General features: G+C 33.5%; 21 protein-coding genes and 1 tRNA gene. 12 read left to right on the top strand and 10 right to left on the bottom strand.

From position 1 onward, the window contains the following. Nucleotides 1-617 (top strand): type V CRISPR-associated protein Cas12k (gene cas12k / locus H6F32_RS18040; RefSeq protein ID WP_242031175.1); only part of this gene is annotated, 617 nt, incomplete at its 5' end. Here cas12k and H6F32_RS18035 read toward each other — a convergent pair. After that, nucleotides 594-665 (bottom strand) — tRNA-Thr (locus H6F32_RS18035). The genes cas12k and H6F32_RS18035 overlap by 24 nt on opposite strands. A gap of 181 nt (nucleotides 666-846) precedes the next feature. On the opposite strand from H6F32_RS18035, the gene argF reads away from it, so the two are divergent. The 10 genes from argF (at nucleotide 847) to H6F32_RS17985 (ending at nucleotide 12,498) form a co-directional block, all read left to right on the top strand. Next, nucleotides 847-1,770, top strand: a complete 924-nt coding sequence (gene argF, locus H6F32_RS18030; RefSeq protein ID WP_190370677.1) for an ornithine carbamoyltransferase — start codon at nucleotides 847-849, stop codon at nucleotides 1,768-1,770. 337 nt (nucleotides 1,771-2,107) lie between these two features. Next, nucleotides 2,108-2,713 carry a transcriptional repressor LexA gene (gene lexA / locus H6F32_RS18025; protein WP_190370678.1) on the top strand — a complete coding sequence of 202 codons (606 nt, stop codon included), beginning with the start codon at nucleotides 2,108-2,110 and terminating at the stop codon, nucleotides 2,711-2,713. A 22-nt stretch (nucleotides 2,714-2,735) separates the two neighbouring features. After that, a complete protein-coding gene (locus H6F32_RS18020) occupies nucleotides 2,736-4,208 on the top strand; it encodes a DNA phosphorothioation system restriction enzyme (RefSeq protein WP_190370676.1) in 1,473 nt (490 codons plus the stop codon). A 54-nt stretch (nucleotides 4,209-4,262) separates the two neighbouring features. Next, nucleotides 4,263-5,219: a MoxR family ATPase gene (locus H6F32_RS18015; protein WP_190370675.1), complete on the top strand. Its 957-nt coding sequence runs from the start codon at nucleotides 4,263-4,265 to the stop codon at nucleotides 5,217-5,219. Nucleotides 5,220-5,368: 149 nt separating this feature from the next. Further along, on the top strand, nucleotides 5,369-6,721 hold the full coding sequence (locus H6F32_RS18010; protein ID WP_190370674.1) for a DUF58 domain-containing protein: 1,353 nt from the start codon (nucleotides 5,369-5,371) through the stop codon (nucleotides 6,719-6,721). Continuing rightward, complete coding sequence (locus H6F32_RS18005; protein WP_190370673.1) at nucleotides 6,718-8,721, top strand: transglutaminase family protein; 2,004 nt, start codon at nucleotides 6,718-6,720, stop codon at nucleotides 8,719-8,721. The genes H6F32_RS18010 and H6F32_RS18005 overlap by 4 nt, the downstream gene beginning before the upstream one ends. A 448-nt stretch (nucleotides 8,722-9,169) precedes the next feature. Beyond that, on the top strand, nucleotides 9,170-9,649 hold the full coding sequence (locus H6F32_RS18000) for a hypothetical protein (protein ID WP_190370672.1): 480 nt from the start codon (nucleotides 9,170-9,172) through the stop codon (nucleotides 9,647-9,649). A gap of 78 nt (nucleotides 9,650-9,727) precedes the next feature. After that, nucleotides 9,728-10,105 carry a DUF423 domain-containing protein gene (locus tag H6F32_RS17995; RefSeq protein WP_190370671.1) on the top strand — a complete coding sequence of 126 codons (378 nt, stop codon included), beginning with the start codon at nucleotides 9,728-9,730 and terminating at the stop codon, nucleotides 10,103-10,105. A gap of 83 nt (nucleotides 10,106-10,188) precedes the next feature. Beyond that, the gene (locus H6F32_RS17990) at nucleotides 10,189-10,956 is read left to right on the top strand and encodes an ATP-binding cassette domain-containing protein (protein ID WP_190370670.1); all 768 of its coding nucleotides are present in this window, start codon (nucleotides 10,189-10,191) and stop codon (nucleotides 10,954-10,956) included. A gap of 15 nt (nucleotides 10,957-10,971) precedes the next feature. Further along, the gene (locus H6F32_RS17985) at nucleotides 10,972-12,498 is read left to right on the top strand and encodes a glycine betaine ABC transporter substrate-binding protein (RefSeq protein WP_190370669.1); all 1,527 of its coding nucleotides are present in this window, start codon (nucleotides 10,972-10,974) and stop codon (nucleotides 12,496-12,498) included. 269 nt (nucleotides 12,499-12,767) lie between these two features. Here H6F32_RS17985 and H6F32_RS17980 read toward each other — a convergent pair whose 3' ends face one another. From H6F32_RS17980 to H6F32_RS17950, 8 genes are all read right to left on the bottom strand, one after another. Further along, nucleotides 12,768-13,262, bottom strand: a complete 495-nt coding sequence (locus H6F32_RS17980) for a DUF427 domain-containing protein (protein ID WP_190370668.1) — start codon at nucleotides 13,260-13,262, stop codon at nucleotides 12,768-12,770. Nucleotides 13,263-13,351: 89 nt separating this feature from the next. After that, entirely contained in the window at nucleotides 13,352-14,173 is an 822-nt protein-coding gene (locus H6F32_RS17975) for a sterol desaturase family protein (protein WP_190370667.1), read from the bottom strand. A gap of 428 nt (nucleotides 14,174-14,601) precedes the next feature. After that, nucleotides 14,602-15,591 carry an L-histidine N(alpha)-methyltransferase gene (gene egtD / locus H6F32_RS17970; protein ID WP_190370666.1) on the bottom strand — a complete coding sequence of 330 codons (990 nt, stop codon included), beginning with the start codon at nucleotides 15,589-15,591 and terminating at the stop codon, nucleotides 14,602-14,604. 45 nt (nucleotides 15,592-15,636) lie between these two features. Beyond that, nucleotides 15,637-16,986, bottom strand: coding sequence for a 5-histidylcysteine sulfoxide synthase (gene ovoA, locus H6F32_RS17965; protein WP_190370665.1), 1,350 nt, complete (start codon nucleotides 16,984-16,986; stop codon nucleotides 15,637-15,639). A 106-nt stretch (nucleotides 16,987-17,092) separates the two neighbouring features. After that, nucleotides 17,093-17,215 carry a hypothetical protein gene (locus tag H6F32_RS20985; RefSeq protein ID WP_277875078.1) on the bottom strand — a complete coding sequence of 41 codons (123 nt, stop codon included), beginning with the start codon at nucleotides 17,213-17,215 and terminating at the stop codon, nucleotides 17,093-17,095. Between the two features lie 21 nt (nucleotides 17,216-17,236). Beyond that, complete coding sequence (locus H6F32_RS17960; RefSeq protein ID WP_190370664.1) at nucleotides 17,237-18,418, bottom strand: FtsW/RodA/SpoVE family cell cycle protein; 1,182 nt, start codon at nucleotides 18,416-18,418, stop codon at nucleotides 17,237-17,239. A 264-nt stretch (nucleotides 18,419-18,682) separates the two neighbouring features. Further along, complete coding sequence (locus tag H6F32_RS17955; protein WP_190370663.1) at nucleotides 18,683-20,737, bottom strand: primary-amine oxidase; 2,055 nt, start codon at nucleotides 20,735-20,737, stop codon at nucleotides 18,683-18,685. 126 nt (nucleotides 20,738-20,863) lie between these two features. Continuing rightward, the gene (locus H6F32_RS17950) at nucleotides 20,864-21,385 is read right to left on the bottom strand and encodes a tetratricopeptide repeat protein (RefSeq protein ID WP_190370662.1); all 522 of its coding nucleotides are present in this window, start codon (nucleotides 21,383-21,385) and stop codon (nucleotides 20,864-20,866) included. A gap of 203 nt (nucleotides 21,386-21,588) precedes the next feature. Here H6F32_RS17950 and smpB point away from each other — a divergent pair, with 203 nt between their 5' ends. Further along, nucleotides 21,589-22,059 (top strand): SsrA-binding protein SmpB, encoded by a 471-nt coding sequence (smpB, locus tag H6F32_RS17945; RefSeq protein ID WP_190370661.1) that lies wholly within the window; start codon nucleotides 21,589-21,591, stop codon nucleotides 22,057-22,059. Nucleotides 22,060-22,116: 57 nt separating this feature from the next. On the opposite strand, the gene H6F32_RS17940 is transcribed toward smpB, so the two are convergent. Continuing rightward, nucleotides 22,117-23,511 carry an IctB family putative bicarbonate transporter gene (locus tag H6F32_RS17940; RefSeq protein ID WP_190370660.1) on the bottom strand — a complete coding sequence of 465 codons (1,395 nt, stop codon included), beginning with the start codon at nucleotides 23,509-23,511 and terminating at the stop codon, nucleotides 22,117-22,119. Between the last annotated feature and the right edge of the window lie 401 nt (nucleotides 23,512-23,912).

Genomic DNA, 23,912 nt, shown 5'->3' with positions numbered 1-23,912 from the left:
GCAGGACTTACGCAACTGGCACATTAGTAAGGTGCGTCAGATATCAAGAACCTGTTTATTTACATGATTTATGCTATCTGACGCACCCTACATCAGATTTTTGGTGTGACACCTGCGTAAGTCCTATACCCAAAGGAAGAGATTTAACTGATACTCAATGGATAGAAACTCTTATTACTGCTACTCAAACTATTCCAGAAAATGAAACAGAACCCTGGAATATTCACCATTTAACGCTTTATTGTTGTGTAGATACTCGTTTATGGACAGAAGAAGGAACAAATTTAGTCAAAGAAGAAAAAGCTGAAGAAATTGCTAAAATTATCACCCAAACAAAAGCCAAAGGATATCTTAATGATAAACAACAGGCACATCTCAAACGTAAAAATTCCTCTTTAGCCAGAATTAATAATCCTTTTCCTCGTCCAAGCCAACCTTTATATAAAGGACAATCTCATATTTTAGTTGGTGTCAGCTTGGGTTTAGAAAACCCTGTGACAGTTGCCATTTTAGACGGAACAACGGGCAAGGTTTTGACATATCGTAATGTCAATAATTTGGCAAGTGACATGTGCGAATGTACAAAAAACAAAAGCCAGCAATCAGATTTGAACTGACGACCTTCCGATTACAAGTCGGATGCACTACCACTGTGCTATGCTGGCGATTTATAACTTTTTGATTATAGCATAACTAACTTATTTGTCTACTACTTTGGCAAAAAAATTTTCCCGTCCTCAAAACCCATTAATTTCTTGCCTAATTTCTTGCCTCATACTACCTACTCTACCTACTAACTGCTATACAATAAACTTCGTCTAGGGAAATTATACTATTGATAAAAACATGGCATCACTAATTGGCAGAGATTTACTCAGTTTAGCAGATTTGAGTGCTTCAGAACTCCAACAACTTCTGGAATTAGCTAGTCAACTCAAGTCAAAACAGTTACAAGTACAATGTAACAAAGTTTTAGGTTTATTATTTTCTAAGGCTTCAACACGCACCAGGGTAAGTTTTACTGTAGCTATGTACCAATTAGGAGGACAAGTAATAGACTTACATCCTAATGTAACTCAAGTTAGTCGAGGCGAACCTATTGAAGATACAGCTAGAGTATTAGATCGTTATTTAGATGTATTAGCAATTCGCACCTTTGCCCAACAAGAGTTAGAAACCTTTGCTAAATATGCCAAAATACCTGTAATTAATGCTCTAACAGACTTAGAACATCCTTGTCAAATATTGGCTGATTTATTGACTATTCAAGAGAAATTTGGCAGTTTATCAGGTTTAACTTTAACCTATGTTGGTGATGGTAATAATGTGGCTAATTCATTGATGTTAGGTTGTGCATTAGTGGGAATGAATGTGAGAGTGGCTTTTCCTTCAGGATACGCCCCAGATGCGGAAATTGTCGAGAAAGCAAGAGCGATCGCTAATATACATCAAACACAAGTTTTATTGACTCACGACCCAGAAATTGCTGCTAAAGATGCCAATGTACTGTATACTGATGTGTGGGCAAGTATGGGACAAGAAACGGAAGCTAATAACCGTTTTCCAGTATTCCAACCCTATCAAATTTCCGCACAATTATTAAGTTTTGCTGATCCTGAAGCAATTGTTTTACACTGCTTACCAGCCCATCGTGGGGAAGAAATTACTCATGAAGTTATAGAAGGTTCACAGTCACGAGTGTGGGATCAAGCAGAAAATAGGTTACACGCTCAAAAGGCTTTATTGGTAAGTATTTTAGGAGGAGAATAGGAGATCGAGGAGTCAGGAGTTCTAGGAGTCAGGACAAAGAATTGATACAGCACATTCCATCTACATGAGGTACACTATGAACACAGCAAGATGCCTGTGTTACAAGGGTTTTATCATTAACATCTGTACCTCATAATAACGGAAACTGCTGTAATTGATAATTCACAATTAACAATTAACAATTAATATTTATGTTACCAATTACCAATTACCAATTACCAATTACCAATTACCAATCACCAATTATTTTTCATTTTCATCTTGTAATCTACAGATTTTTATAGTACCAATGTTCTAGGGGCATTTATTATTTACATCCCCATAAGAAAATAATATGATGGAACGTCTCACAGAACCACAAAAAGAACTGTATGACTGGTTAGTTGAATATATCCGAGTTAATCAGTATTCTCCTTCCATTCGCCAAATGATGCAAGCTATGAAACTGAAATCTCCAGCGCCAGTACAAAGCCGATTGGAGCATTTACGCAAAAAAGGTTATATTGGTTGGAATGAAGGTAAAGCCAGAACTATTCGCATTTTATATCCTAGCAAACAAGGTGTACCCATTTTAGGCGCGATCGCTGCGGGTGGTTTAATTGAACCTTTTACCGATGCTGTGGAACATTTGGACTTGGCTAATTTATCTCTCCCCCCTCAAACTTACGCCTTGCGCGTCAATGGTGATAGTATGATTGAGGATCTCATTGCTGATGGTGATGTGGTATTTTTACGTCCTGTATCTCAACCAAATCAATTAAAAAATGGCACAATTGTGGCAGCTATGGTTGAGGGCTACGGTACAACGCTAAAGCGCTTCTATCGTACAGATGATTTTGTCACTCTCAATCCTGCTAATTCTAAGTATAAACCTATTAAAGTCCCCGCTATGCAAGTAGAGATACAAGGATCTTTAGTCGGTATTTGGCGAAATTACAATTAATTACATTAGAAAATACCAATCTATGTATATCACGCGAAAACCATTGCCGCAAGATCCCGTTTTTTCCCTAAAATTGCCTTTTGTGGGCGAAAATAAGGGTCATTATCATGTGAATAGGCCTGGATATCCGCAAATGCCTGTATCTCTGCAACTGCGTGAATATCAACGTCAAGCGGTTACTAGCTGGTTTGCTAATAATGGTCGAGGAACGTTAAAAATGGCTACAGGTAGTGGGAAAACAATTACTGCATTGGCGATCGCTTGTGAATTGTATAAACAGATTGGACTACAAGTCCTGTTAGTGGTTTGTCCCTATCGTCATCTTGTCAATCAATGGGCTAGGGAATGTGATAAATTTAACTTAAAACCTGTTTTAGCCTTCGAGAATTTACAGAGTTGGCACAGTCAATTGTCAGCGCAAATTTATCATATTCATTCTGGTTGTCAAGGTTTCGTGACAATAATTACCACTAACTCGACTTTAATTAGTGATGGTTTTCAATCACAATTCAAATATTTTCCAGCAAAAACATTAATAATTGGAGATGAAGCGCATAATTTAGGATCACCAAAATTAGAGGAAAGTTTACCGCGAAAAATTGGGTTAAGATTAGCCTTATCTGCTACTCCAGAAAGATATTTTGATGAAGGAGGAACGGAATCTTTATTTGATTATTTTGGACCTATTTTACAGCCAGAATTTAATTTAGCAGATGCCATTAACCAAGGGGCATTAGTACATTATTTATATTATCCGGTTTTGGTAGAGTTGACAGAAACAGAGAGTTTAGAATATTTAAGAATAACTAGGAAAATTGGGCGATCGCTATTATATAAAGAAAAGGAAGATGGCGATATTTTACATTTAGAAGAACAGGAAGATATCAAACAGTTATTAATCCAAAGATCGCGGTTAGTTGGCACAGCAGAGAATAAATTAACTGCCTTAAAAGAATTGATGTTAAATCGCAAAGATACCAGTCACACATTATTTTACTGTAGTGATGGTTCACAGGAAATGGGATATTCTTCCCTACGACAATTAAAAGCAGTAGCGCGAATTTTAGGAACAGAAATAGGTTATAAAGTGAGTACATATACAGCATACACACCATTAGAAGAAAGGGAAAAACTGCGCCATCAGTTTGCTAGTGGAGAATTACAGGGTTTAGTAGCTATTCGTTGTTTAGATGAAGGTTTAGATATTCCCGCTATTCAAACGGCCATTATCTTATCAAGTTCTACCAACCCTCGGCAATTTATTCAACGTCGTGGCCGAGTTTTAAGACCCCATCCAGGAAAAGAAAGAGCGACAATTTTTGATATGATTGTGTTACCGCCAAAATTAGATCGAGAAACCATAGAAGTAGAAAGAAACCTCTTAAAAAAAGAATTAAGAAGATTTGTAGAATTTGCAGATTTGGCGGATAATGCAGGAGAAGCAAGAATAAAATTATTAGACTTACAAAAAAGATATGGACTATTGGATATTTAATGGTAATTGGTAATTGGTAATTGGTAATTGTTGAATCGTAAATCCTGAAAAACTATGAATAATATCCCCATACAAAACCCATCTGGAAAACAAATGTATGAACGAATTTCCCAGAACATTCAAAAAGTAATCAAAGGGCAATCTTCAGCGATTAGAAAATTATTAGCTGCTTTTATAAGTGGTGGTCATGTATTATTAGAAGACTGTCCAGGAACGGGTAAAACCACGTTAGCAAAAGCCCTAGCATTTTCTATTGATATTTCTTTCAAACGGATTCAATTTACTCCTGATTTATTACCATCAGATATTTTAGGAGTTTCCATATTAGATACTAATGAAAGAACATTTCATTTTCACGAAGGTCCAATTTTTGCCCATATAGTATTAGCAGATGAAATTAACCGCGCTTCCCCTAGAACCCAGTCCGCATTATTAGAAGCAATGGCAGAATTTCAAGTTAGTATTGATGGTAATTTGCGAAAATTAGCAGATCCATTTTTTGTCATTGCTACCCAAAATCCTGTAGAATCTCGTGGTACATATCCCCTACCAGAAGCGCAAATGGATAGGTTTGCTTTACAATTTAGTTTAGGTTATATTTCTCCCGAAGAAGAGGTAAAATTATTATCTGATCAAATTGAAAAACATCCTATTGATAATCTGCAATCTTGCGCTAGTTTACAAGATATAATTAATTTTAAAAAACAGGTGAAACAAGTAAGAATCAGTGAGGAATTAAAACGTTATATTGTAGATATTATTAATCGTACTCGTACAGCCCCAGGAGTGCAATTAGGAGCGAGTCCCAGGGCATCTTTAGCATTAATGAAAATAGCCCAAGCATTGGCTTTATTTGATGGTTTTGAATATGTAACACCAGATCATATTCAAGAATTAGCAGTATCAGTGATTGCCCATCGTTTAGTGATGGAATCTCAAGCGCGATTTTCTGGTACAACTGCTGAAAGTGTGGTGATAGATATTATTAAATCTCTTCCTGTTCCTAAATAATTTGTTTTGATTTGGGGACAATGATATTCTGTACTCATTGTGATGATCCCTGTTTATATTTTGATGGAGTTAGAAAATAGCAACTTAACATTTTTGAGTGCAGCAATTAGTAGAGATTTACCAACATTAATCAACATTTATAAATTACAATGACACCTTTCATTTATCGGTTATACCATTTCAGTTCTTCTATTCAATATAAACTCAAAAAACGAATCAATCTCAATGGGTTTATTATTCTCACATTTTTACTATTTTCCTCCGCTTTAGGGTTAGATAGTAACCAAAGTATGACTTATCAAATATTTTCCTTTCTGTTAGCTATTGTGATTGTTTCCATGGTTGCTAGTTTATTATTTGGTTATCAATTTAATGCCACTAGAAAGTTACCCAAATTTGGTACGGTAGGAGTAAAATTAAAATACAGAATTACCATAGATAATAAGTCTGATCAAACTCAAAAAGGTTTGAAAATCTTTGAAAATTTTGCCGATCCTCGTCCCACTTTAAAAGAGTTTTTAGAAACTCCTGAACCGCAAGAAAAACAACGTGGTTCTATAGATCAAAAATTAGGATCTTATCGGTGGTTATGGTTGAGCGATCGCCAACAATGTGGCAAAATTAAACCTATAGATTTACCCTCTCTTTTACCTCATAGTAAAACCGAAATCATCGGCGAAATTATGCCTACTCATCGGGGTATAATTCGCTTAGTTAGTATGACCATAGCTAGACCAGATCCTTTAGGTATTTTTAATGCTTGTAAAACTATTAATTTACCCCAATCTTTATTAATATTACCCAAATTATATCCTGTTCCTCCTATTCAAATTCCTGGTTTAACAAAATATCAAAGTGGAGGAGTTACTTTAGCATCTTCTGTGGGAGATTCAGAAGAATTTCGCTCTTTAAGAGAATATCGTCCCGGAGATTCTTTGAGAAAAATTCACTGGAAAAGTTGGGCAAAAATTGGCAAACCTATAGTTAAAGAAGAACAGGATGAATTTTTTGTCAGACAGGCTTTAATTTTAGATACTTTTCAAGATTTTAAATATAGTCAACTCTTAGAAGAAGCTATCTCAACTGCCGCTTCTTTAGCTTGTGAAGTACAAACTCAAGATTCTTTATTAGATTTAATGTTTGTGGGCAATAAAGCCTATTGTTTTACATTTGGTAGGGGAATTAGTCACACTGATAAAATGTTAGAAATTCTCGCTTCTGTGGGAGCTTGTCGAGATAAAGAGTTTGCTTCTTTAATTCCTACTGTGATGGAAAGAATATCTTTATTAAGTGGTTGTATTTGTATTTTTATCGCTTGGGATGAACAGAGAAAAAAATTAGTTAATTATCTCCGAGAGATGAATATTGGTATTTTAGTTTTATTAATTACCGATCAACCAGACAATTTTGATCAATTAGATGTACAATCTATCCAAGATGAATTAGTAACTTTACATATTTTAAAATTAGGACAAATTGCCCAAGGGTTAATGATGATATGAAAACTCCACCATTTTTATTAGGTATCGCTGTATTATTTTGGGGTTGGCAAACGGGATTATGGATTTTAGCTATTCCTATGGCTATAATTTTGGTAGCGTCACGTTGGGTAAATTATCGCTGGGATTTTTCTGAAACAGATTTTTTGAAAGTTGCTAATTTGTCCTTTGTCATTTTATTATGTCTGTTTATTTATTTGTACAATAGTAATCGTTCATTTTATTTAATTTACACTTTATTACAATGGTTGCCCATAGCAGTATTTCCATTGATAACTGTTCAAGTATATTCTGTGAATGGTGGTATTAATGTGAAAACCATGTTTTTATTATTTGATGACGCTAAAACTGGGGAAACAACTAATCGTTATCATATCAATGTAACCTATCCTTATATATTTGTTTGTATTATCGGTGCGAGTAATGCTAATACTGAAGATATTGGGTTTTATTTGGGGATGTTTATTATTACAGCGATCGCTCTTTCTTCGGTAAGATCAAAAAGATATTCTCTAATTATTTGGTTATGTTTTATGTTAACTGCTGGAGGTGTGGGATTTTTAGGACAAATGGCATTAAACCAACTCCATCAACAATTAGAAGATCAAGTTGTATCTTGGTTAAGTAATAATTTAGGACAAGGTATAGATGTATCCACAAAACAAACAAGTATTGGAGAACTTGGTAAATTAAAATTATCTAACGAGATCATTTTTCGTGTTGACTATCCACAAGGAAAATATCCTAATTTATTATTAAAAGAAGCTGCTTATAATAAATATCAATCTTCTATATGGGTAGCAACTAAAGCAAATTTTACACCATTAAAACCAGAAATTAATAAAAGTAGTTGGTTATTAGAAAATCAACAATTATCTTCATTATCTAATAACTCATTAATGACAATTTATAGTAATTTACAACAGGGAAAAGGTGTATTAAGATTACCCACAGGATCCTATGCTATTGATAATTTACCTGTAACTAAATTAGAAAAAAGTCAATATGGTACATTCAAAGTAGAAGCTAAACTTAATGATATTGCCTATCAAGTCAAGTTTAATAATAATTTATCCTTAGAAAGTCCACCCACAAAAGAAGATTTAGAAATATCAAAAAAAGAATTACCAGCAATTGAGAAAATTGTCAGTGAATTAGATATTAAAGGTAAATCATCACAGGAAATATTAAAAACTACTAAACAGTTTTTTGCCACTAAATTTAATTATTCTTTAAAACTAACTGGTAAACAGCAAGAGTTAACACCTTTAGCCACATTTTTATTAGAAACTCGTGCAGGACATTGTGAATATTTTGCCAGTGCAACTACCTTAATTTTGCGAAAATTAGGCATACCAGCGCGTTATGCTGTGGGTTATTCTGTTCATGAATTTAGCAATTTAGAAAAAAAATATATCGTCAGAAGTCGTAATGCTCACGCTTGGACTTTAGTATATATAGATAATAAATGGCAAGCATTAGATACCACTCCTCCTAGTTGGATAACCATAGAAAATAGTAATTTTTCCCCATTATCATTTATTGGAGATTATTGGTCATTTATTACATTTACTATCTCAGAATGGCTGAAAATATTAGTTAATAGTCAGGCTTTTAAATATGGTTGGTGGTTAATTTTTCCCCTGTTATTTTTACGGGTTTGGTTATCTGGAAATAAAAGCAATGTAAAAAGATTAAAAATACAGCAAGCAGGGAAAAACCTGATTATAGATAATATAAAAATTGAAAATCATTATTTTGAATTAATCGAAAAAGCCTTGAATGATTTAGGGTTTGTGCGTTATCCTTATGAATCTTGTAAACAATGGATGTTAAGATTAAAACAAGAAATGCCAGTATGTGATTTAATTGATGATTTAGAAACATTTATAGAATTATATTACCGCGATCGCTTTGATCCTCAAGGTATTAACGATGATGAAAGAGATCAACTCCAATCATCCTTAGAATTATGGTTAAAAACCTATAGTAGAGTAAAATAATGATGGTAGGGACAATTCATGAATTGTCCCTAAAAGGGTTTACTGGTTATGTAAATTTAATTACTACTAACCCAACTTGCTAGTTATTAATTTGCGGATATTTTGTAGTCTGTAGGGTGTGTCATACAGAATAATTTAGGTTAAAATTACCAATTTTAAGATTCTGACGCACCCTACTTGATCTAACTGGCAACTACTGGCAACTTACGTTACTAGATGTCCAATAATAAGAATCAAATCCACAACTTCTATATTTTATAAAAGAATTTGCGGATCTCAAGACAATTACAGTAAATAAGGTTACAATAAAAAAGATTATTTACAGGATAATTGTAGGTTGGTTTGGTGCCAGTCAACCTAGCATTAACAAACCTTAATAAATTCCTTTCTTTAACAATTTAACCTGAAAATTCAACCTAAAGATTAAAAATTCATGAGGTTTAACTATATGAAAACAGTTGAAAAATTAGCTGCTGGTTGGTTAGTTACCCTGGGGTTTATGTTCTTAGCAATATCAGCATCAGAAATTATTGATCGTCATGAAAAATCAGTTAAAATATATCCGGTAGAAGATGAAGTAGTTTTCACTGCTCCTAATGCTGAAAAAGACAGTAATGATGCTATTACAGGAGGAATTATTTTCGGACTACCTACCATGATCTTAGGAACTTGGTTAAGTTTAGAATTATATCAACAAAATCGCAAAGATAAAAAAAATCTAGCACAGCAAAAAAATGACTATTTGCAATCACAGTTTTATCAAGTATTACAACAAAATCATGGTAAAGTAACATTATTAAGTTTTGCCATGCAATCTCAATTATCACCAGCAGAAGCTAAACAATATTTAGATCAAAAAGCTAAAGAATTTAATGCTAATTTTCACGTTAATGAAGAAGGAGGAGTATCATATCATTTTGATGTTTAATTCCAAGAGCTACCAGCAGGTAGCTTCCGGACTTATTGAAGAAGTCCGGGATCTGATATACCTTAATAGGAATATATTATGACACAGATTTTCTTAACTATCGGTGCTATTTTCGCAGGTTTATCCGTTGCTGCTGGTGCTTTTGGTGCTCATGCTTTGCGGGAAAAAATCAGTGAAAGAATGTTAGAAATCTTTGATACTGGCGCACGTTATCAAATGTATCATGCTCTCGCACTTTTATTAATAGCTATCCTGATGATTATTCTGAAAAATTCATCTAATACCCTAGTAATTAGTGGCTGGTTATTTATTATTGGTATAGTGATTTTTTCCGGTAGTCTCTATGCTCTTAGTTTAACAAATATCAAAATTTTAGGAGCAATTACACCCATTGGTGGAGTAGCATTAATAGCAGGTTGGATATTTTTAGCTATTAGTGCTTTAACTAATAAATAAACTAGATCCCCGACTTTAGATCCCCGACTTTTTAAAAAAGTCGGGGATCTGAAAAATAATAAACATTATTCTCATAAAAAACTATGTTATCAACATCAACAATTGCAGTTCAATTTCTTAATGTCAGTTTTGAAATTAACCATCGTCTGCTATTATCTAACTTAAATCTGAACATTTATCAAGGAGAAGCATTAATTTTATTAGGGCGTAGTGGTAGCGGTAAAACTACTACTTTAAAACTCATTAATCATTTATTATTACCCACATCAGGAGAAGTTTTAGTTAATGATAAAAGTACCAGTAATTGGGATGCGATTAAACTCAGAAGACGCATAGGTTATGTAATTCAAGAAACAGGTTTATTTCCCCATTTTACCATCGCTGAAAATGTGGGACTTGTACCATCATTAGAAAAATGGCCAGCCCAAAAAATTCACAATAGAGTCTATGAAATGTTAAACTTAGTAGGTTTAGAACCAGAAAAATTTGCCCAACGTTATCCTCATCAATTATCAGGAGGTCAACGTCAGCGTGTGGGAGTTGCTAGAGCTTTGGCCGCAGATCCACCTATACTATTAATGGATGAACCTTTTGGCGCTCTTGATCCTATCACTCGCTTAGAATTACAACAACAATTTCAGTATTTACAACAACAATTAGGAAAAACCGTGATCTTTGTTACCCATGATATTCAAGAAGCCTTCTTTTTAGCTTCCAGAATAGGTTTAATGTGTGAAGGAAATTTAGTAGAATTAGGGACGAGAACCGAATTTTTACGCTCTCAACATCCAGAAGCACTGGCTTTTTTAGCTTGTTTAAATACTCACAATAATTGGGAACAACTTAATTAAAAGTAGTGAGAAAATATGTTTGTATTACAATATAGTTCAGAGATTTTACTCCACAGCGTAGAACATTTAATATTAGTAGCGATCGCCCTCCTAATAGCCATTTCTATTGGGCTTCCTGTGGGTATTTTCATCACTCGTCAGCCTAAATTTGCTCCTCCCATTTTAGGTTTAGCCAATGCTATTCAAACCATCCCCAGTTTAGCAATCTTTGGCTTTTTAATTTCCGTACCATTTTTAGGAGGAATAGGGAAAAATCCTGCCATAGTTGCTTTAACTCTTTATGCTTTATTACCCATAATTCGTAATACCTATATTGGTATTAATAGCATCAATCCCGCCATTAAAGAAGCAGGAATAGGGATGGGAATGACAGATCAAGAATTATTATTAAAAGTAGAAATTCCTCTGGCTTTACCAGTTATTTTAGCAGGGGTAAGAGTAGCCACCGTCATATCAGTAGGAATTGCCACAATTGCGGCTGCTATTGGAGGAGGAGGTTTAGGAGTATTTATTTTCCGAGGTATTTCTACAGTGAATAATGAACTAATTTTAGCTGGAGCAATACCATCAGCTTTAATAGCTTTAAGTGCAGATTTCGGTTTAGGATTATTAGAAAAAAACCTCACTAACCAAACAGGACATAAAGGTAAATTTAATCGTCAAATTGCTATTTTTTCAGGAATAATCACTTTAATAATAGTGGGATTAATAGCAGTTAATTATCAACAAAAACCAGCAACAATTATTATCGGTTCAAAAAATTTTACAGAACAAGTAATTTTAGGAGAAATATTGGCACAACACATAGAAAATCATACCAAATTAAAAGTAGATCGTAAATTTAACTTAGGAGGAACATTTATTGCCCATGAAGCTGTAAAAGCTGGTAAAATTGCCGGTTATGTAGAATATACGGGAACTTCATTTACTAGTATTTTAAAGGAAAAACCTATTAATAATTCTGAAATTGTTTATCAAAAAACCAAAGAATACTATGATAAAAAACTGAAATTAGCAGTTATGAAACCTTTAGGATTTGAAAATACCTTTGCCATGATTATACGTGGAGAAGATGCCAAAAAAATGCAAATTAAAACACTTTCAGAAGTTGGTAAATATAGTCAACAGATGAAAGCAGGTTTTGGTTATGAGTTTTTAGAAAGAGCAGATGGTTATCCAGGTTTATCCAAAACTTATGGCTTAAAATTTGCTAATATTAAACAAATGGAATTAGGATTAATGTATCAAGCATTAAAGGAAAAAAAAGTAGATTTTATCGCTGCAAATTCTACAGATGGTTTAATTCCAGTGTTAAATTTAGTCATTTTAGAAGATGATAAAAAATATTTTCCTCCTTATGAAGCTGTACCTATTTTCAATCAAGAAATATTACAAAAATATCCTGAATTAACAGCAACTATTAATCAATTAGGAGGTAAAATTTCTACAACAGATATCCAAAAGATGAATTATCAAGTAGATAATCAATCTCAACCAGTGGAAAAAGTTGTCAGTGAGTGGTTAAAATCTAAAAAAATATGATTGTTATATAAAAACAAGGAAATGGGTGTTTTAAAACCTCTCCCCTTGCAGGTACGAGGTTTACCTTCAGGGGTTCATTGATACATTAAAAACTTTTCAAACATCCTCTGAACCTACCAAACCTATTTAACGATTGATAATTCTCAACAAGTCTAATTGAGACTAAAATTATTTCAGTTTCTCAGTTTAAGGAAACATATTTATCTTGATAGGAATTTATTTTCAATTACAACTGTTCCTTGACGGTAAAAAATTTACTCAATGCTTATTTACCATCCCCAAGTACCTGGATCACCTTTAAATGGACCAACAACATCACTAGTTATCCATCCTCCATAAAAACTACCAGCTTGAGGTATAACTAACTCATCATTAACATAACAAGCATCCATTAAACCAGGGTAAAAACTATAATATTCCCGAATTGATTGAAAATTAGGACTGGGTTGAATATATTTCCAAGCAGCATTATGAATATATTTATCTCCCACAGAAATATCATAATATTCACAAATACCTTTCCATTCGCAATAACTTTTTTTAGCTGTGGCTATTAAATATTCTGTTTTAACATCTGATGCAGGAATATAATAACCTGGAGGATGACTAGTTTCTAAAACTCTTTTTCCCTTGGTTGTTTCTGCTAAAACAATGCCATTAAAAATGATTTTTAGATGTTTATTGGTATCTTGTAAAATAGCAGGACGAGGATAGTCCCAAACAGATTCTTGGCCAGGTTGTGGAGTAATAGGATTTGGTTTCATGATTGATTAACGGATGATTTTGATTATTATTAGGTCATTATATCACTTATTTACCAACTCTCTAGTATTTAATTCACCAAAAATACTATTCATTTTATGATTTTAGATTCAATCGAACTCACAGGAAACATAATTCCCGGTTTTTTATGGCTAGGATTAAATGTATTAAATACTCTGTCCCAAAAACTATGAATACCATAATTACCATTAAAATCAGTATGATGCAAATCGTGAAAATCTGAACCAATAAAAAATATTGATAAAGAACTATGACCCTCTAAATTATAAATATTGCCTATTAAAGCCCATGCACAAAGCTGAGTAATATCATATCCAAAGATAAAGATAGGTAAAACATCTGTAATAGTAACAATAATATATTCTATAAGGCTTTTATGTCCAGCCACAAAACTTGATGTATCTTGAAAGTCATGATGTTTAAGATGAATTTTAAGAAATGGTTTTGTATGAAATAATCTATGGGCTATATAAAAACAGAAATCAGCAGCAACTATTCTCATAAAAAACCAGCCCATATTTACAATTAAACCATTACCTCTATGCACTTCAGGAGCTAAATATATAATAATTAATGCGCTAATTATAGCTTTTATTTCTCCTGTAATGATACCTGGTAAAGTGAAATTGGGAAATGATTGTTTTCTAACTTTCTTTACCCTTGCGGTTAGTTGCTTAGTTAAATTATCATCCCTTTTGATTACTTTTTCAATGAAAATACCAATAGCATAAAATGAAATAGTTCCCACCAGCCAGTATAATAATACTTGGCTAATAAAATTTAGTTCCAGCTTATTTAACAGCAGATAAAATAACTGTTGAGCAATTGTACAACTAATGGCAATTTTGAAATAAAATTCCATTTCAAAACAGAAATTCAATAATTTTTGCATTTTCATAACCTCTAAGTTAGTTAGATCAATATTTAAGTAATTTTATCTGATTATCTTTCTCTAAATTCCTAAATAAATTTATAAATTGATACTCTATTAAACTCACAATAAATATATTTTACAGCCATAATTTACCGAAATCAATAAACATTTATAAACATTTAATTAGTAGGTTGTCAGTGTTAAGATGACAATGATAGCACCAATTTTTATGGGAATATTATAGTAGTCAATACCCTGAAATGTTTTTAATACAGTTTCCATCTCTACCTCTGGTGATTAAGTTCAATAGTTGAGTTAATCAAGTAAAAGTATATATCATAGGTAAATTGTCAGCACTCAAAACTTTATAAAAATTACAGACATCTCTGATATATATTTGTAATCTCTTATAATCTAAATTTTTGAGTGCTGATATTAGTCTTCCCTTATCCAACCTGACACAAAATCAATCCAAACCATCCTTTTTCATCAGTCCAAGTTTTGATGGTTTTTAATCCCTTACTGTCTAGTTGTTGTGACATCTTGGTTAAATCAAACTTGCGAGAAATTTCTGTTAAAATACTTTCTCCTTCTGCAAAATGCACCTTTAAATCTAAAACTTCCAAATTAACCCAATGGCTTTTTTGACAATGTAAATGCATCTCAATTTGATGATCAACCTGATTATAAATTGCTTGATGTTTAAACAAATTGATATCAAAATTACCTTGAAAACGCCAATTCAAATGGGAAAGCATATTTAAATTAAAAGCAGCAGTGACATTTTGACTATCATTATAAGCTGGTTCTAAAATCTCCTTGGGTTTTTGTAAATCAATACCCAATAAAAAGAAATCTCCAAGTTGTAAAGTGCGAGAAACTTGAGTTAAGAAAATATCACATTCTTCATGGTTAAAATTCCCTAAAGAACTTCCCAAAAAGAACAACATTCGGGACTGCAAATAATTAGTTTGTAAATGTGCTAACGCTTGTTCATAAGTGCCCAATAAACCATGAACTGTAATATCAGGATATTTTTCTTGTAACTGTAAAACACTAGTTTTGAGAATACCTCCACTCACATCAATAGGAAGATATCTACAACTACCAGCAATTTTTTGATAAGCGGTTAATAAAGATTGAGTTTTAGTAGAACTTCCACTTCCTAACTCTATCAACTCACAACAATTAGTAATTTCTGCAATTTCATCAGCATATTGATTTAAAATCCATGCTTCTGTGCGAGTAGGATAATATTCTGGTAACTCACAAATTTTTTCAAACAACAAAGAACCAGGATCATCATAAAAGTATTTTGCTGGTAAAGTTTTGGGTTTTTGAGTTAATCCATTAATCACATCTTGCCCATCATCCTTCAATTGTTGATAATGATGATCTAAAATTGTTAAAGGTTGTGCTAAAAATTCTACAATCATTTTCTAAATCCTCTCTGTGACTCTGCGTGAAAAAAAAGACATTTACTATAAACTTTCAGCAATTCTAAAACCGACGTGCTGATAGAAAAACGGACGAAACCAATTACGATAACAAGACAAAGCCATAGTACCATTTGTTGCCCAAGAACCTCCTAACATCATCTGATGGTTATGATCAAAAAATGGTTGAGATTGATCTTGATAAAGATGATGGGCTTTAAATCCTGGTAAGGGGTAAAATGTACTAGATAACCATTCCCAAAGATTACCTCGTAAGTCAGCCAGTCCAGATTTTCTATGATCTGAAAACATTCCTACAGGAGAAGGTGAAATAAATTGTAAGTTGAGATTATAGTTATTTTGTAAACTATTGCTTTGAGAAAATTGTAAGGCTTGATTCCATTCTGCTTCTGTCATTAAACGAGTATTACCACCCTTCCAGCGACAGTAAGCCATTGCTTCATAATAATTTACCTCCACTGGCCAATCTACAGGTAAATCCATTTCATCAAATACTGCACGATAACGGTATTTACCATTATTTGCTAATATCCAAAATTTAGGATGTTGCACATTGTATAATTCTTTCCATTGCCAAGATTGTACATTCCAATAATCTGGATTTGCATAACCTCCAGCTTGAACAAATTGTAAAAATTCGCCATTGGTAATTAAATTTTCACTGGCTAAAAACGGTTTAACTTCTACTTTTAAACTTCCATATTCGCTATCCCAACCGAAAGTTAAATCATCATCTTTTTTGCCTAATTGTACTATACCACCAGGAATTTTCCGCATTTTATTATCAGTAACTTTACCATTTGTAGGTGCATAATGCCAATTTTTAGGACGTTGTAATTTATCCACAGGCAATTGACGCAGTAGCATAGATGAAGTTTCAAAATGGATGCGACTGTGTTCTATTCCCATTAATAAAGCCCAAAGGGGATGATTTTGATTAATAGGTGGATTTAAAGGGGTATTTTTGATGATTTCAGTAATTGCGAATTTGGCTTTTCTTCTATATTCCCAAACTTGCGAAATATCCGGCCAAATTATATCTTTTGTAGCATTTTCTAACTCTGCCGGTGTTTCTGGATCAACTCCTACTTCAAATAATATTTCAAATTGGGAATTGATGGGATTTTTTAATAAATCAACAGCAACTAATTTGTTGATATAAAAAACTGCGGAATGTCCCAGATAGAAAATTAATTTGTTTCTTAAAGGATCAGGATTGAGATAAAATGCATCTGATGAAATTAAACTTTGAAAAAGTGTTTCTTCTAAATTCCAGGAATTTTCAAAATAGTTCAGTAGAGTTTCAGAACTACAATGATTAATTTGGGGAATCTCAGTAGATGCAATTGGATGGAGTTTGGGGATTGTTAGCATGGGATGATATAGGTTTTACCAAAAAAGTGATCAATAGCGATCGCTTAACTTTGCTATTTTTCTTAATACCCTAGATTGGTACCGGTTTTTTATTGTTAACTAAAATTTAACCATTTCGACCATTTTCGTAAATAAATGTTAAGGTGGGTTGATTTTTCCTAAGAAAATCCCCGACTTCTTCGAGAATGCGGGGATTTTGTTTAAACATTTTCAATAGTATTACAACCATCTTGTTTGTAATAATTTTAGTCTATTCTTTTCTGCGTCTATTTTCTAATCTATTAGTTCGTAAAGGTAAAACTTCTGCTTCGCTACTTTCTCTTGCTACCCTAACTAATAAAGCTGAAGCTACTAAACTAGCAATCATAGAATTACCACCATAGCTAAACATAGGTAAAGGTAAACCTGTAGTGGGTAATGCTCCCGTAGCAACACCAATATGTAGTAATGACTGTCCAATCATCACAGTAGTTACACCGATAGCTACTAACTGAGAAGTAGTATTTTTAGCCTTGAGAGCAATCATTAAACCTAAAGTAGCGAAACTGGCCAAAATCAATAAAAGTACCATACTACCTACAAAACCAAATTCTTCGGCAAAGATAGCAAAGATAAAATCTGTGTCTTGAATAGGTAAATAAAATAACTTTTGTTGAGAAAGTCCAAACCCTGAACCCCAAGTTTGTCCTGAACCTACCGCTAATAAGCTTTGAACTAATTGATAACCGTCTCCTGATGCGTCCCCCCAAGGATTCAAAAAGGACATAATTCGACGACGTTGATATTCCTTAATACTAACACTGATTAATGCTAATAAAACACCACCTGCTGCTGTTCCACCTAAATATTTATAAGGAATTCCTGATGCTAAAGCAATTAACCACATAGTCATACCACAAAGAGCAGTTGTACTAAGATTAGGTTGTGCTAAAATTCCTAATAACACTAAACAAAAAACCCCTAACCAAGAAAGACGCACTTCCCAAGAAAGTTTATGCCATTTACCAAATAATCGCGCACTTTGCAGCACTAAAAAAGGTTTAATTAACTCCGATGGTTGTATGGGAATAGGTCCAATAGCTATCCATCTAGCAGCGTCAAAAGCTTTTCTTCCTAAACCTGGTACTAGAGTCAGGAAAATTAACATTAGGAAAAAGATTAAAAACCAATGGGAGACATTTAAAATTTTCCGCAAAGGTAGATTAACAATAACATTAAAGAGGATTAAAGATACCAAAACCCAAACTATTTGCCGTTTAAAATAGTATAAGCCATCTCCTTGACGATCCTCCGCTACGGGATAAGATGCTGAAAAGAGGATAATTAAACCGATAAATAACCACACATAAGTTAACCAACGGACTAATCGAGCTTCTAAAGCCCAACTGGATACGGTATTATCAAAAATGGGGATTAACTGGCGTAGATTCACGATATATTTGTTACTTAGGAACGTTGATTATTATTTTAGTTGATAAGCTACCCAGTGGTAGTAGTTATTTTCGGCGTTGGTGATTAAGGTATGATTAACTGTCACACTAAAAAATCTGTTGAGTGGGTGCGTCAGATATCAACAATTTGGTTATTTACATGATTTATACTGTCTGACGTGGTTTGTGAGCTTGTCGAACCACATCCTACCAATGTGCTTGATCTTCTTAGGCTCAACGAAAGGACTTTTTGGTGTAAACCCTAATTATTTAATTGTTGGGTTTCCCTGAAAAAATCCCCTGGGAAATAGTTTAAAACTCAATTGATGTCGTGGCATTACAGGCCAATCTTCTGGACGAGGAACATGAGTTATTCCCATAGTGTACCAAATCACCACATCTTCATTTTCTAAAGATTCATTATCGCTAATATATTGCGGTAAACCTTGTCCTTTTTTTCCTTGGTTGGGATAATTTCCTGCTGCATACATTTCACCATTTTTATATTTTGTTGCCCAAAAATGATGGGTAGCGAATTGGGCTTTCTCTCTGATTTTTGCCCCTGGTACTGCATACATTATTGTATTACCTCCTGGCATTAACATATAAGCAGGAGAAACTCCTAAATAGTTCTTTTTATCTGCACTTGCTATCATCCATTCTCGACTATGTTTAATATCTACATCTCGCACTGCGATTTTTTCTGTAGTTAATAGTGTATCTGCCACTGTAATCGCATTTCCCAAGGGATTTTTTTCACTAATTGGTAATGAATTAACGTTCATTTCCATAATCTTATTATTTTGTCCATCAATATCTAAATCTAAACGATAATTAAAGAAATGCTGATGATTAACTCCAAAGATATTTTTGGCTATTAAACGTCCATAACTGTTATTTTCTGTCTGCATTTCCAAATTTGTACCTTGAGGTAAATCTATTCCTGTTAATTGATTTTCTATCTCTATTGTACCATCTTCATGAAAGATCCAATTTAAGGCATAATCATAATTATCCACTGTGGTAATCATGGATATTACTAATTCTCGATTAGGGTATACACTATTTTTTTGACGCTGATCACTAAAATGTTTCCACAATATGCCATTATCTCTTTCATAAACTCCAATAACTTGAGATTTTGTATAAGTTTCTCCTTCCCCATTGGCAAATATGGCATCTAATAAAACTCCATTTTCAGGAATTTCTCCACCTAATTCTAATTTATTTGCTAATAAACCAATATTATATTCTCCCACATCCAAAGCGTTACGAAATGACCAATTTGGATCAGGATCTCCATAGGGAACTACAATTTCTGATAGACTACCACGATATAATATAGGTCTATATTTTTGACCATCTTGATATTTTACAAGATATAATACTAAACCTTCTCGTGGGTGCATTAAATATCTAAATTGCCAATTTTTCCAGGTAATTTCATTACCTCTTATAGTGAATGTTTTTTTTAATTTAGGTTTTTTTAATGTGGTAATTTTCTGGAAAGATGACTGTTCATAATCCCAATTTTCTGAAGCAACAGTGATAATTTCATTATCTATTACATTATCTACAAAATTCTCAACTTTATTATTATTTAAGTCAACTGTAAGTACAACTCCTTCAACGGGATGGGCAAAATAATTACTGAATTGATGACTATATTCACCTTGATAATAGGATAATGCCCTACAAATTCTTTTACCGTTATTTTCTTCTTCTAAAGTTAGTATTCCTGCTGCCCAACAACTAATTTTTACTTGATGAAAGTCCCTTATTCCTCTTTTTTTCATGGCATTTTGCCAGCGATGATCTGATTTAACTATTTGTTGGACTATTTGATAATCTGGAGGTAATATTGCTGGTTGAATATCTGTTTTTTCTTCCCAAAAAATCACAGCTTTTTTGTTAATATCAACTATGGCTGTACTAGTTTTATTCAGTTCACTTTGATAGGTTTCTAAAAAAACTTGTCTGGTAAATGGTTTACCTGATATGAAATTCACAACTTCATCTTTATCAGGTTCTTGTAATGCTATCATGGAAAAAAAAGCATTTTTACTAATGTTTTTTTGCTGTTTTAATATTGCCACTGCGGTGTTAATTTCTGTCTCTGTTAAGGAGTCTAAAGGATGCTGTATAATGATTTTTTGGTTTTTTTGGGTTTCTTGGGCTAGGGTAATTTCAGGAAATACTAAACAAATATTGAGAAATATTACAAGAGGAATTAAGATGAAATTTCGCCATTTTGATAATATGTTAAAAGGATTAAATAAACTATGAAATAAACTCAATAAACTATGTAAATTGTCATTCATACTTTTGCAAAGAAGATGAGGAGAAAAATATATTATACATTCATTAATTCCTATATTTTTTTCCAAGAACAGTATAGAAAAGCAAGATCCCCGACTTCTTTAAGAAGTCGGGGATCTATCCCTTTTTTATGCGGAAACTAAACGCCGTAAAGATTCAGCGCGACGCTTGGCTGTAGCATTATTTGGCGCATATTTTAACACTTGTTCATACATTTCTAATGCTTGGGCGGTTAATTTTTTCTTTTCATAAGCATGGGCGAGATTATTTAAAGCAACTACATAATCATTTTGAAGTTTAATTGCTTCCTTGTATTGCCTAATAGCTAAGTCATATTGTTCTTGGGCAAAGTACGCATAACCCAAAGCGTTATAAATTGGCGCAATACTCTCTTCTCCTTCTTCTTCTGCTGCTTTAAGTGCTTTTTGAAAAAGTGGGATAGCTTGGCTAAAAACTTTTTTTTCGGAAAAAATACTTCCTAGCTCATAATATTCTTGAGCAGTACCTTTTTCTTTTGTCAGTTTATTCCGCAACCGGGACATGGTACTTTCTAGTTTGCGGGTTTTGAAAACTTGACGAAACACACTCACACCGGCAAAGGCCAGTAAACTAACAAAGACTGAGAGATAAATAATTGGTAAGTTATCCATTGCCAGAAATACAAATAATCAAGTTTTCTATATCCTATTTTGTCAGTTATTGGTGATCAAGTTATGATCTATCAATGATTGTTTACAGGAAGTTGTCAGTTATTTAGTTTTGAAGGTTTACGGAAAAAACTGAATTATGTCAAAAAATTGTGGAAAATTCCCCATAAAACCACTTATTACAATGAAAATACGAAAAATTGGCCATGAGTGATAAACAAAGCGAAGGTTATAAGGTTATTAGCGATAATCGTCAAGCCAGATTTTTGTATGAAATCATAGAAACTTATGAAGTTGGTATACAATTAACTGGTACAGAAGTCAAGTCAATTCGTGCGGGTAGGGTTAACCTCCAAGATGGTTATGCTTTGCTGCGTAACGGTGAAGCATGGTTAATCAATGTTCATATTTCGCCTTATAATGCCAGTGGTTCTTATTTTAATCATGAACCACGCCGTACTAGAAAGTTGTTGTTACATCGTCAAGAATTACGGAAACTTATTGGTAAGGTTGAACAGGAGGGTTTAACGCTAGTACCTTTAAAGATGTACTTTAAACGCGGTTGGGTAAAGTTAGTGATAGCTTTAGGTAGAGGTAAGAAGTTACATGATAAACGCGAGAGTCTCAAACGTCGTCAAGATCAAAGAGATATGCAACGCGCTATGAAACGATATTAAGTTTACTTAGATCCTCCACTTCTTCAAGAAGTCGGGGATCTGTTTTGCTATATTCTTTTAACTGGTAATTTGTTCTTTTCTTAAGGGTTGCCAATAACTAGCTACTAAAGCTACTAATAGCCACCATACAGTATTGACTTCAGGACGATACCACACAGTATCTACCATACCATGACCAAGCATACCTATGATAGCAGCGATCGCTCCTATTAACCAAAATCCCTCAGCATTTCTACTTTCACGCAACGGACGAATTTCCATTAACCCGGTATTAACTGTGACAATAATTAACCACAGAAAACAGAGAAAACCCACAAACCCCATTTCCACAATTACTTCTAAAAATACTGAATAAGCACTTAAAGCGGTAAACCGAGGATGTTGATAGAGAGGATAGACTTTATTAAAGGTGTTGTGACCAGGACCAATACCTATAATGGGGCGATCGCGGATCATCTCAAATACAGCATCCCACACATTGCGACGAAAGTTATTACTACTGTCTTGCCGATCTGCAAAAATACTTACAACTCGTACTTGCACAGGTTCAATAAATAATACAGCTAATACTAATATAGCCACTACACCACCCAATAATATTGGTAAAGACCACACACGCCAAAAAGTTGGCATTTGTACACCCCACCAATAAACTAACAATACCAACACAGCAAATACAGACAATAGTAAACCTATCCAACCTCCCCGGCTAAAAGTCAAGATTAAACAAGCCGCATTAACCACAAACATCGTCAATGCTAAACCTTTTTTGATCCAACTTTGCCAAGCAAAAATAGCCACTAAACTCAAAACCACTGCTGGTAATAAATACCCAGCTAACAAATTAGGATTGCCTAAATAGCTATAAACCCGTGTAGTTTTAGATAAAGGAGATTCAGGATCAACCCAAGTAGCTAAAGCCTTTGCACCAAAGAACCATTGTCGCAGACCATACACACTTACAATTAAGGATATATGCAAATACAGAGTTATTAACCAAGAGCGGATCTTTACAGATTTTAAAACCCTAGCACAAAGTGCGAACAATACTAAATATAAAGTAAAAGTTTTTAAATCAGTAAAAGCAGCTTTTTTTACAGGTGATAAAGCTGTAGCAATAACAGCCACAGCCCAATAAAGCAGAACTAATAAATGAATAGGAGTAACTGCAAATTTATTGATCGCCTTAGTTTCATCAGATAAGGTTAGTAATATCCAAAAAGCCGTACAAGCTATTAGCAATAAACCCACCAAAGTAGTAGAAACAAAGGGTGATAAACCATAAATTAAACTTAGCAAAACAACAGCGATCGCATCACCCCACTGCATAAAAATACTAGTTTGTCGCCAACTGGCCAAAACCCCCACCAAATAACGATGTAAATAACTACCACTTAAATATTCTTGTAAAGGTAAAGAATATAAAGTAAATTTTTCCCAAACTGCATTCATAAATTAAACTTGTGAGCATATTGATTTCATTTCACAAATCATATCCTAAACAGGACTTGGGCAACTGGCACATTGGTAGGGTGTGGTTTGACAAGCTCACCAACCACGTTACACAGTATAAATCATGTAAGTAACCAAATTGTTGATATCTGACGCACCCACTCAACAGATTTTTTGGTGTGACAGCTAATACCTAAATTAATAACTCTGAGGTTTATTTACGCCAAGCTGTACTAGCAACTTATGTTATTAAATAATGTAATATTACATAAGATAGGACTTACGCATTGACAAAAAACATTATCTATGTATTCTAGATCATGCGATCGCTATTAAGATTAGCAAAAATATGCTCACGTACAACTAAAGTAAACAGATTCCTCTGTACTTCATACCAGTTG

Source organism: Anabaena sp. FACHB-1237 (genome assembly GCF_014696225.1).
Taxonomy (GTDB): domain Bacteria; phylum Cyanobacteriota; class Cyanobacteriia; order Cyanobacteriales; family Nostocaceae; genus FACHB-1237.
The sequence above is the reverse complement of the archived record's forward strand: the minus strand, read 5'-3'. Positions and strand labels throughout refer to the sequence as shown.